Genomic DNA, 11,508 nt, shown 5'->3' with positions numbered 1-11,508 from the left:
GTTCAGTATTGGTGACAGACCACCACAAGTATCCAACCTCAATTCTATTCACAAGACCATCGTTGATGTTCTCGGCGAGCGATACCGTCGAATTTATTCTTAAAGTAGGTGCGGAATGACGGATGAATACACTGTTCACCTTGTATTGCGGTGGATATATTACGGCTTTAAGGACCGTTTTATTTTTATAGATGTATATCAGTTAGATGTTGATACTGTAGTAATAAACATATTGTTGATGAGGGAAATGTGAGGTTTATATTGATACCGGTCATTAAAAATGACCGGTATCAACTGAGGATAACAGTATTATTTAATCCATAAAATACCAATAGCCGCTGTTAATGAACACCGTCAATTTTGCCAGGAAGGAAGGATCTTCCAATGCTTCGCCCAACACACTGCCTTCAAACGTCAACTGCTCTGACAGGGCGAGTGCAGCGCTATGGTGTGGGGTGTCGAGGCACTCACCGTTGACAAAGCACTGCTCTGCCACGCAGAGTACGCGTAATCCGTTTAACCGGCGTAAAGCAGCCCCTTGCTGAAGTAATTCGTAAACTTCACCGGGTTGATATGGCGGCTCTGGCGGCGCGATATCCAGCTCATGACGCGATTGCGTAATAAACTCACCAAACCAACGCTGGAAGTGTTTCGGTTGCTGCACCAGATCCAGCATCATTTTTTGCAGTGCATCCAGTTCCTGGGGCAATACCGTGGCCGGGTGTTCACGTTCAGGGATATCGGGATCGCTATAAAGATAGCTCCCCAACTCACGAGCCAGTACATAATCGGCAAAACCGCTGACGAGTTCACGCCCGTTAGGTGAACGAAAGCCGACCGAGTAGTTGAGTGCATTTTCCAATGAATAGCCTTCATGGGGAAAGCCGGGCGGAATATAGAGAATATCGCCTGGAGACATCAGCTCATCAATAATCGGCTCGAACTGATCCACCTGGAGAAGATCCGGGTGAGGGCAGTGCTGCTTCATGGGGATCTTTTCCCCGACGCGCCAGCGGCGCTGACCGGTTCCCTGAATGATGAATACGTCATATTGGTCGATATGCGGCCCTACGCCGCCGCCCGGTACGGAGAATGAGATCATCAAATCATCGGTACGCCAGTCGGGAATATGACGAAACGGGCGCATCAGTGCCGCTGAGGCGTCATGCCAATGGTCAACGGCCTGCACCAGCAAGGACCAGTTGTGTTCACCTAAATGGTCAAAGCTGTCGCAAGGACCGTGGCTGACTAAACGGCTGTCAACTTCGTTTTCCATTGCCAGCCCGGCAAGTTCATCGGGGGATATGGGATCGATGAAATCGATAAAACCCTGTTTGATCACCACAGGGCGTTTTTGCCAGTAATTCGCCATGAAAGATGGCCAATCGAGATTCAGTTGATAATCCATACCATGTGTTCCAACAAAGGGGGGCTGTAAGAGTATAACCCTTTCAGCGTCGGAGTTGCAGCACAGAGCGGCAGTGTGATGACAACAAGGCCGAGGGTAATCAGGATGTGGATGCTGGCGGCCGAAAATGGTTTCAACGCGGGCACCACCAAGGACACTGTCGGTGATGATAATTTCCCCTTCGTATTGCTCGATAATATCCAGCGCGACGGAGAGTCCAATGCCCTGACCGGGGCGCAGCGTATCCGCCCGTTGACCACGTTGGAAAATCATTTCACGTTGGCTGCGCAGTATGCCGGGGCCATCATCGTCGATCAGCAAATGCAGGCGATGGTCCGAATACTGTGCGCTCACTTCAACAAACTCAAGGCTGTATTTACAGGCGTTGTCGAGCACGTTACCCAGCACTTCCATAAAGTCGTTTTTTTCGCCGACAAAGGTTAATTCCGGGGAAATATCCAACGTGATGACAACGCCTTTACGCTGATACACTTTGTTCAGTGCGGAACACAGGCCATCAAGCAATGCCGGAACGGAGTGCACCTCACGCAGCAGCAGATTGTGTTCATAACGCATGCTCGCGCGATGCAGGTAGTAGCCTATCTGTTGTGAGATACGGCTGATTTGCGCCAGCATCACCGGTTCTGCCTGTTCGATATGCACTTCTTTATCCGTGCGCAGCGCACGTAATGTGGTTTGTAGCACGGCAAGAGGTGTTTTTAGGCTATGCGTTAGATCAGTTAGCGCCGTGCGGTATTTTTGATAACGCTTACGTTCGTTATTGAGCAGAATGTTGAGGTTGCGCACCAGGCTATAAAGTTCGCGCGGTGGATTCTCATCAAGCTGTTCGCGGGTGCCATTTTCCAAATCGGCAACCTGTTCCGCCAGCGTCTTGATCGGGTGCAAACTCCAGTGGGCAGCGAGCCAGAGTAAAGGTAGCACTAACAGTAAATTGGCGATAAAAACATAGCTAAACCACTCCCAGACCATATCTGCCTGTTGCAGTTCTTGGGGGATTTTATCAATCACGACAATGGTTAACGCGGGCAGATTTTCTGTGGCCGGGTAGGTATTGACGGCGATGGAGTGGGTGAACGGAGTTTCTTCTACCTTGCTGCTAAAGCGGGTCAGCTTGCTGAGGACCTGAGCATCACCTTTGAGTACCGCGCTGCAGGTCTGGGTGTTGGTATCAAGTTCGTGGTAATCGGTTTTTGTCAGCCACTCGGGTTTGATCAGCGCTTCCAGTTCCGGTACTTCGCGTTCGCGCCAGAGAATTTTGCCGTCCTGATCGTAAATCAGCACCAGAGTGGGATAGCTGATATCCATGTCGGACGGCATGGTGACGCTAAGCTGATGATCCTTCCACTGCGCCAGACGGTAAAACAGGTTGCTTTCACCGCGCAGCAAACGGAATGACGTTTTATCGAAACTTACGCTGTAGCCAATAATAGCGATGGCCCCATAAGACAGCGATAGGGCCAGCACTATAGCGACAGCAGCAAGCAGAAAACGGACACGTAAGGAGAATGGCAGTCTTTTTACACGCATAGCTATGAAGAGGCGACCAAATCAAAACGATAGCCTTGGCCTCGCACGGTAGTGATGACGTCGGCATCATACAACAGTTGCAATTTTTTGCGCAAACGTCCCATCAAGACATCAATAGTGTGGCTTTCACGCAATTCTGCATCAGGATAAAGTTGCAACATGAGTGACTCCTTGCTGACCACCTTACCGTTGTTACGAATCAGCGTCTCAATAATTGTGTACTCAAATGCTGTGAGCTTAATCGGCGTACCCGCCACCATTAATTCACGACGCGACAGATCAATTTCGAACGGTGGCAAACTGATTAACTGGGAAGCCAGGCCGCTGTTACGTCGCATCAGCGCCTGCATTCGGGCAACGACTTCCTCAAGATGAAAGGGTTTCGTTACGTAGTCATCAGCACCGGCTTCAAGTACGGCGACTTTATCCTGCCAACTTTCTCGTGCTGTCAGCACCAAAATGGGCAGCTTCACTTGCTGATTGCGCCAACGGCGAATCAGCGTCATACCATCTTCAACGGGCAATCCCAAGTCCAGAATAGCGATATCAGGGGCATGTTCATGCAGGAAATAATCTGCTTCTTTAGCATCCGCAGCCGCATCAACCTGATGGCCCATTTCTTTCATCTGAACGGTGAGGTGATGGCGCAGCAACACATTATCTTCAACAACCAGTACGCGCATGACTTTATCCTTCATTGAACTAGACGATCCGGGCTATGCCTCCTAATTCTAACAAAAAAGCAGAATTGAGCATTGGCGGTGGCGATGTGAATTATCCACAATCGCAGTAAACTAAATGTAAACAAACGTCGAGGGAATGGAGAAAAAGCCTAACGCGAACCAATAATCAATCGCAAAGCAGGCGCGAGGGACTGTTACCCCTCGTGCTTACACGTTATTTTAACGTGTCTACCAGCGTCACCGCGTGACCAATATAGGTTGATGGCGTCATCGCTTTTAGGCGTGTTTTTTCTTCTTCAGGCAGTTCGAGACCGTCAATAAAGGCCTGGATGCCTGCACCGTCAACGCGTTTTCCACGTGTCAGTTCTTTCAGTTTCTCATAAGGCTTCTCAATACCATAACGGCGCATGACCGTTTGGATAGGTTCAGCCAGCACTTCCCAGTTGTTGTCCAGCTCATCCAGCAGACGGTCGCGGTTCACTTCCAGTTTGCTGATGCCTTTCAGGGTTGCTTGATAAGCGATTAGCGCATAACCGATACCCACACCTAAGTTACGAAGTACGGTGGAATCGGTCAAATCACGCTGCCAGCGTGACACTGGCAACTTGGTTGCCAAATGGCCCAGTACGGCATTGGCCAGTCCCAGATTGCCTTCGGAGTTTTCGAAGTCGATCGGGTTCACCTTGTGCGGCATTGTGGAAGAACCAATTTCACCCGCGATGGTTTTCTGCTTGAAGTGATTCAGTGCGATATAACCCCAGATATCCCGATCGAAATCGATCAGAATGGTATTGAAGCGGGCTATGCAGTCAAAAAGTTCCGCGATGTAGTCGTGCGGTTCAATCTGCGTGGTGTAGGGATTCCACTGAATACCCAGCGAGGTGACGAAGCTTTCGCTGAATGCGTGCCAGTCCAGTGTGGGATAAGCGGCCAAATGCGCGTTGTAGTTACCCACTGCGCCATTGATTTTGCCAAGAATTTCGAACTGTTGCAGTTGGTGATATTGGCGCTCCATGCGGTAAACCACGTTGGCGAACTCTTTGCCGATGGTCGACGGCGTTGCGGGCTGGCCGTGGGTGCGGCAGAGCAGGGGAATGTCGCGATACTGCTGTGCCAACGTCTTGAGGGCACCAATAATTTGACGCCAGAACGGCAGAATGACATCACGGCGTGCGCAATCCAGCATCAAGGCGTGAGACAGGTTGTTAATATCTTCTGACGTACAGGCGAAATGGATAAATTCATTGACCGCATGCAGGCTAGGGACCGCCGCGACTTTTTCTTTCAGAAAATACTCGACCGCTTTCACATCATGATTGGTCGTGCGTTCGATGGTTTTGATACGTGCGGCGTCAGTTTCATTGAATTCTGCGACAATTTTATCAAGGAAAGCGTTTGCGTCGGCGTAAAATGCAGGAACTTCCTTGATTTCTGTACAGGCTGCCAATTTTTGCAGCCAGCGGACTTCAACCTGCACACGAAATTTCAGTAAACCAAATTCACTGAAAATAGCGCGTAACGTGCTGACTTTATCACCGTAGCGACCATCAATTGGGGATACGGCGGTCAGTGAGGATAATTCCATCGCAAGCAACTCCTGGGGTGTATTTATCAAAGTATAGGTTTAACAACACATAAATTAAAAACGATAACATCAGCAACGTTTAGGTGTTGTGATGATGCATGGGTGGCCTCAGCGCCGTTTGTTTATCTCGCAAGCGGCCGCCCATGGATTAACAACGGGCCAGTATTTGTTTGGCTTCTTTCACCAAACGAGCGCGAGAAAACATCAGTTGCAAACGTCCACCACCGACCTGTTGCCACAGTACCGCCGCACGGATACCCGCCAGCAGCGCGGCGCGCACTTTGGCCTGCACCTGCGCATTTTTCAGCACTTCCGGGGAACAGGTTACCTGAATTCGCGGGCCCAGTGCGCTGATGACATCGACATAAATCCCGGCCAGAGCGCTGATAATCGTCTCTGACATGAGCTCGAAATGTTCGAGTTGGCGTGATAGTTGGCTAATACGGTTACCCAATTTGTCGAGCGCTGCGCTATTGCCACTTAACTTGCGCTCAAGGGCAATCAAACTAAAAGCATAGCGGGATAATTCTGCGCCTACGCCCTTGGCGCTGCTGTTTAAAACACCCAGCAAGGTTTCCAATCCGACCTTTACGTTACGCTCATCGCCACCGAATACTGCCACGGTAGATCCGGGATTCATATCCAACAGGCTGTTGAGCGAGGTTTGCAGTACGTCATTATCACAGTGGCCATGGTGCGCCAACTGTTGAACCAGATGGGCAGATTGGCAAACGCCCGCCAGAGCCAGCGTGATGTCCTGGTAATTTTTAGCCACAGGCTACTCCTGTACTCGTTCTTCGATGATGCCGCCGCCAAGGCAAACCTCTCCCTGATAAAACACCGCGGATTGACCCGGTGTGACGGCAGCGACCGGCACATCAAAACGAACGCTGATGCGTTCGCTATCCAGCGGGGTTACCGTACAGGGAATGTCTTCCTGACGATATCGCGTTTTCACGACACAGCGGAAAGGTTCAAGGCGCGGTTGGCGATCGACCCAATGCAGCTGTTGCGCGATAAGTCCCTGTGACATCAGGCGTGGATGATTGTGTCCTTGCGCAACATACAGAATATTATTCGCAACGTCTTTATCAACCACATACCAGGGATCTTCGCTGCCCTCTTTGACACCGCCGATGCCCAGCCCTTTGCGCTGTCCCAGCGTGTGGTACATCAAGCCCTGATGCTGCCCCATGGGTTTGCCGTCATCGACGGACAGGATAGGTCCCGGCTGCGCAGGCAAGTAGCGCGCCAGAAAATCTCGGAATTTGCGTTCACCGATAAAACAGATACCAGTGGAATCTTTTTTCTGCGCGGTTGCCAGACCAAGGCGTTCTGCGATACGGCGCACCTCAGGTTTTTCCAGCTCTCCCACCGGGAACAGGCTTTGCGAGATTTGCTGGTGGCTGAGCGTGTAAAGGAAATAACTCTGATCTTTGTTGCCGTCTTTTCCGCGCAACAGACGCGTGGCGCAGCCGCTGTCATGGCGGCGAACATAGTGGCCGGTAGCGATATAGTCGGCCCCTAGATCTTCAGCGGCAAACTCCAAAAACGCTTTAAATTTTATCTCTTTGTTACACAGAATATCGGGGTTGGGCGTGCGGCCCGCACGGTATTCCGCCAGAAAATGTTCAAAAACATTATCCCAATATTCCGCAGCAAAATTGACGGTGTGTAGCACAATGCCCAATTTGTCGCATACGGCTTGCGCATCGGCCAGATCGGTAGCGGCAGAGCAATACTCCGTGTCATCGTCTTCCTCCCAGTTCTTCATGAACAGGCCTTCAACCTGATAGCCCTGTTGCTGTAACAGGTAGGCGGAAACGGAAGAATCGACACCGCCGGACATCCCGACAATGATTTTTTTCTGGCTGTTATCTGACATGGGCGTCTCACGAACTGAAGTGTTGACGCGCGGCTCAAAGGACTTCAACGCGTCAGCATGAAAAACAAGCGGCATATTTTATCATGATGTTGCCCGGGCTGCATGGCTAATCCTGCGCATTGGGCATTTCAAAAGGCCAGTTAAAGGCTCCCAGCAGGCTGAGCGGATAGCGTTCTGTCGTCTGATAGCAGCGAATACTTTCTGCCACCAGCGGCGATCGCAACTGCGTGGAATGCAGAATTTCCTCGGCGCTGAGCCAGTGACAGCAACTGATATCGCTGTCATGCGGGGTGGTTGGAAGTCTTACTGGGCGATCAATGGCAAAGCAAAAACGCAGAAACGGGGTTTGGTCGGGGGCAATCCACTGGTGAAGACGCAGAAAAGCCTGCGGTGCTGCACTGATGCCGGTTTCTTCCCACAGTTCGCGTCGAGCCGCCTGAATCAATGTTTCGTTAGCCTCAAGGTGCCCTGCGGGCTGGTTCCAGGTTACTTTACCGCGAATCTCTTCTTCAACGATTAAAAAATGGTTTTCAGCCTGTACCACACAGGCTACGGTAACATGCGGTTTAAACATTAAGAATCTCTCTCCAGGTGCCAGGTGCCAGGTGCCAGGTGCCAGGTGGTAAATGGTCCAGTGTCTGATTGGCCATACCGTAGCGTATCAGGCGTAGGGTTGGATAGCCTATGTGCGCTGTCATGCGACGAACCTGACGGTTTCGCCCCTCATGCAGCGTGATTTTTAGCCAACTGTCTGAAACGGTTTTCCTTTCGCGAATCGGCGGCACGTGTGCCCATAGCCACTCCGGGGAAGCAACAATTTCTGCGCCTGCGGGCAATGTCATGCCATCTTTCAACGGCAAGCCGCGACGAAATTGCTGCAAATCTGCTTCTGTCGGGGTGCCTTCTACCTTAACATAATAGATTTTCGCGGTTTTTTTCCCCGGTTGAGTGAGTCGGGCTTGCAGTTTTCCGTCATTAGTGAGAATCATTAGACCCTCGCTATCACGATCCAACCGTCCTGCGGCATAAATATCAGGAAAAGGGATATAGTCTTTCAGGGTAGTGCGGCCTGCTTCGTCGGTAAACTGCGGAAGCACGTCAAAAGGTTTGTTGAACAGAACGATGCGGCGCGGCGCAGTGGAAACCGCGCGTTTACGCGAAGTTTGCGAGCTGAATCGCTTAATGTTTTGATTTTTAACCGAGAATTTATTCATCATCTTTATAGCCGAGAGTTACAAAGGCATTATACTCGAAATGGTTTGCGATTGGCGCGGGTAAAATATTCAAGTAGTATTGACGCGCATCTTACAAATCATTAACAAAATTGCGCTCGAAGGAGAGGTTAATGGAAAGCAAAGTAGTTGTACCAACAGACGGACAAAAAATCACTGTTGATGCCCAAGGTAAGCTGAACGTTCCTAATAATCCGATCATCCCCTTTATCGAAGGCGACGGTATCGGCGTGGATGTGACTCCTGCGATGATCAATGTTGTTAATGCCGCAGTGAAAAAAGCTTATGACGGCAAACGCGCTATCTCATGGATGGAAATCTACACCGGTGAAAAATCCACTCAAGTGTATGGCAGCGATGTCTGGTTGCCGGAAGAGACGCTGGATTTGATTCGTGATTACCGTGTCGCCATCAAAGGCCCATTGACTACGCCTGTCGGCGGCGGTATCCGTTCTCTGAACGTTGCTCTACGTCAACAACTGGATCTCTATATTTGTCTGCGTCCGGTTCGTTATTACGAAGGTACACCAAGCCCGGTTAAACAGCCTGAGCTGACTGACATGGTGATCTTCCGTGAAAACTCCGAAGACATTTATGCGGGTATCGAGTGGAAAGCCGGTACCGCTGAAGCTGACAAGGTGATCAAATTCCTGCGTGACGAGATGGGTGTGAGCAAGATCCGCTTCCCGCAACAGTGCGGTATTGGTATCAAGCCGTGCTCTGAAGAGGGAACAAAGCGTTTGGTGCGTGCCGCCATTGAGTACGCTATCGTCAACGATCGTGAATCTGTGACGTTAGTCCACAAGGGCAACATCATGAAATTCACCGAAGGCGCGTTTAAAGACTGGGGCTACCAGTTGGCACGTGACGAATTCGGCGGTGAGCTGATCGACGGTGGGCCGTGGGTTAAAATCAAGAACCCGAACAGCGGCAAAGACATTATCATCAAAGATGTGATTGCCGATGCGTTCCTGCAACAGATTCTGCTGCGTCCGGCGGAGTACGACGTTATCGCTTGTATGAACCTGAACGGCGACTACATTTCCGATGCGTTGGCTGCTCAGGTCGGCGGTATTGGTATCGCGCCCGGTGCCAACATTGGTGATGAATGCGCGCTTTTCGAAGCGACTCACGGTACAGCGCCGAAATATGCCGGTCAGGATAAAGTGAACCCCGGTTCAGTCATTCTTTCTGCGGAAATGATGCTGCGCCACATGCACTGGTTCGAAGCGGCCGACCTAATTGTTAAGGGTATGGAAGGCGCTATCAAGAACAAGACCGTGACCTACGATTTCGAACGTCAGCTGGAAGGCGCTAAGCTGCGGAAATGTAGCGAGTTTGCGCAGGATATTATCGACAATATGTAATCCACTGTTAAATATGGATTAACAATAGGGGCCAATTTCGGCCCCTTACTTTGTTATTGGCTGGTGTTTCTTCCTGAATCACCCAGCCACGTCCATACCAGTCGATTTAGTCACGTATCTCGCCTGGCCCTATCTCTTTGCTTGAGAGTTTCCTTGCCTCTTTGATAATGTCAGTCGTTGACGCTACAAGCCGGTTTCTCTCATCTCTGCGTTGTGCGTTGTAAAAAGCACTCGCGAGCAAATCTTTGTGTCTCATGCATACCTCGATGTTAATTGCGAGGCGAGTATAAGATAAAATACTGTATGTATGAACAGCTGTCTGTTGTTCTACGATAACGCCTTGATACTCAACCGGATACAAACCGGTCCATCCTCAGTATCGTGGATAGAGCCAACAAACCAACCTTCACCCTCTGGCGGAGTTGGGTTCCAGCCTGATACATCAGGGTCGCCGGTTTCAAAATAACGATCCCGGATAGCCTCAGCGTTTGGATATGTTTCCAGATACGAAATACCCCAATCCATGCCATTGGCTTGCATCCATTCATCAAACTCAGCGGTAGGAATAGATTCACGCCCGGCACAAAGCTCTTCATATTTTGGATGTGTCCAGTAGCCCCATTCATCCCGTTCAACGGATAGTGCTGTAATTGTCGCTTTCATGTTATTGGGGTTCTACGCCGGAACCCCAGAAATTTCCGCTGTGCAAAGGCGGCAACATTCGAACCAATCTGCACGACAATTTACGCTTGTTATTAGTGCTTTTGTCCGAGGGGCGCTGTGATTTTATCTGTAAAAGACCCTACAGGATGATCTCGCGACCGTTACCTATTTCTTAGCTAACCAGGGAGACGTCGTGCTCCAGAAAATGATATCTGCACCGAGATAATCTTTTGCGAATTGTACAAACTCATCCTTGCTAAATAGCTTACCCGTATTAGGGTTCCTGTAGGTCAAGGTCGGCTCCTGTACTGCCATGGCAATGAGTGCCCGTTTACCTTTGTATTTATTGAAGAACTGATATGAGTTCTTCATTTGCGCCTTGCGGTGGGGAACAATATCCGGGCCACCAAGTCTAATATTGTTGGTACTGGCAAACTCAAACAGTCTGCCCATGTAGTAGTTGTGGTCGTTGTTCCATTCGCATGGCCAGAAATTGACATATTGTACTACGTGTGATTTGGCGAAGACCTTTCGCGCAAAGGTAAGATTTTCCATTTCTCCTGCGAAATAGTTATCGCAGGAGAATCCCTTGGGTAGATTTTTCTTGTCAAGATCAATGGCTGTTTCGGGTAAGTTCACACCATAGACTTGGCCATCGAAACGCTCTGCAATTGCTGCCAACAAAGCCTGATAACGTTGACGCACAGCAGGATCCCATTGCCGTGCCACCCAACCCGACCCAATTGGCTTCCCTTCGCCAGGATTATCAAATTGTGGCGATATCCCACCACCATACCTGGCATCATTCATCAGATAATCAGGAACGTACCGGGCATCTTGTTCGAAAAACCGGTCCTGAATTTGGATGAAGAGTTTTTTATTGGCTACCTTAAGGCGAGCCAGATCCTTCTCAATCTGAGAGAAGTCGTATTTGTTCTTCTCAGGTTCAAGTGAACGCCAATTGTAAACGATCTGCGCACCGCCAATGTCGCTACTCTCCATAATGGCAGACGCGGCTTTGTTGAATAAATCAGAACTTGTAACGACTGTGCCCCATCGGGTCGATTGTTACGTGATGCGAATACTGTTCGGCATTCCTAATAGCGTGATCCGGTTAAGCGCTTTGACCATCGCCAT

At 50.0% G+C, this 11,508-nt stretch carries 9 protein-coding genes and 3 pseudogenes; 1 reads left to right on the top strand and 11 read right to left on the bottom strand.

All coding sequences use genetic code 11. From position 1 onward, the window contains the following. Positions 1–313 precede the first annotated feature (313 nt). The 8 genes and pseudogenes from ACTBDZ_RS10520 to rluE form a co-directional block, all read right to left on the bottom strand. Complete coding sequence (locus ACTBDZ_RS10520) at positions 314–1,147, bottom strand: ribosomal protein uL16 3-hydroxylase (RefSeq protein ID WP_438815269.1); 834 nt, start codon at positions 1,145–1,147, stop codon at positions 314–316. A 372-nt stretch (positions 1,148–1,519) separates the two neighbouring features. Beyond that, positions 1,520–2,956: pseudogene (gene phoQ / locus ACTBDZ_RS10515) on the bottom strand (two-component system sensor histidine kinase PhoQ); the annotation flags it as partial. Between the two features lie 2 nt (positions 2,957–2,958). After that, a complete protein-coding gene (gene phoP, locus ACTBDZ_RS10510) occupies positions 2,959–3,639 on the bottom strand; it encodes a two-component system response regulator PhoP (RefSeq protein WP_438815267.1) in 681 nt (226 codons plus the stop codon). Positions 3,640–3,853: 214 nt separating this feature from the next. After that, on the bottom strand, positions 3,854–5,224 hold the full coding sequence (purB, locus tag ACTBDZ_RS10505; RefSeq protein WP_438815266.1) for an adenylosuccinate lyase: 1,371 nt from the start codon (positions 5,222–5,224) through the stop codon (positions 3,854–3,856). Positions 5,225–5,372: 148 nt separating this feature from the next. Further along, positions 5,373–5,999 carry a high frequency lysogenization protein HflD gene (hflD, locus tag ACTBDZ_RS10500; protein WP_438815265.1) on the bottom strand — a complete coding sequence of 209 codons (627 nt, stop codon included), beginning with the start codon at positions 5,997–5,999 and terminating at the stop codon, positions 5,373–5,375. A gap of 3 nt (positions 6,000–6,002) precedes the next feature. Beyond that, positions 6,003–7,109: a tRNA 2-thiouridine(34) synthase MnmA gene (gene mnmA, locus ACTBDZ_RS10495; protein WP_438815264.1), complete on the bottom strand. Its 1,107-nt coding sequence runs from the start codon at positions 7,107–7,109 to the stop codon at positions 6,003–6,005. 106 nt (positions 7,110–7,215) lie between these two features. Then, entirely contained in the window at positions 7,216–7,683 is a 468-nt protein-coding gene (locus ACTBDZ_RS10490; protein ID WP_438815263.1) for an NUDIX hydrolase, read from the bottom strand. Next, a complete protein-coding gene (gene rluE / locus ACTBDZ_RS10485; RefSeq protein WP_438815268.1) occupies positions 7,676–8,323 on the bottom strand; it encodes a 23S rRNA pseudouridine(2457) synthase RluE in 648 nt (215 codons plus the stop codon). Before rluE ends, ACTBDZ_RS10490 begins: the two co-directional genes overlap by 8 nt. 131 nt (positions 8,324–8,454) lie before the next feature. On the opposite strand from rluE, the gene icd reads away from it, so the two are divergent. Beyond that, entirely contained in the window at positions 8,455–9,708 is a 1,254-nt protein-coding gene (gene icd, locus ACTBDZ_RS10480) for an NADP-dependent isocitrate dehydrogenase (protein WP_438815262.1), read from the top strand. Between the two features lie 327 nt (positions 9,709–10,035). On the opposite strand, the gene ACTBDZ_RS10475 is transcribed toward icd, so the two are convergent. The 3 genes and pseudogenes from ACTBDZ_RS10475 to ACTBDZ_RS10465 all read right to left on the bottom strand — a co-directional run. Continuing rightward, positions 10,036–10,371, bottom strand: coding sequence for a hypothetical protein (locus tag ACTBDZ_RS10475; protein WP_438815261.1), 336 nt, complete (start codon positions 10,369–10,371; stop codon positions 10,036–10,038). Between the two features lie 165 nt (positions 10,372–10,536). Further along, positions 10,537–11,412 (bottom strand): annotated as a pseudogene (locus ACTBDZ_RS10470) (hypothetical protein); the annotation flags it as partial. A 27-nt stretch (positions 11,413–11,439) separates the two neighbouring features. Continuing rightward, a pseudogene (locus tag ACTBDZ_RS10465) lies at positions 11,440–11,508 on the bottom strand (surface-adhesin E family protein); the annotation flags it as partial.

The organism is Symbiopectobacterium sp. (assembly GCF_051710365.1).
GTDB lineage: Bacteria > Pseudomonadota > Gammaproteobacteria > Enterobacterales > Enterobacteriaceae > Symbiopectobacterium.
This window is presented reverse-complemented; position numbering and strand designations above follow the sequence as displayed.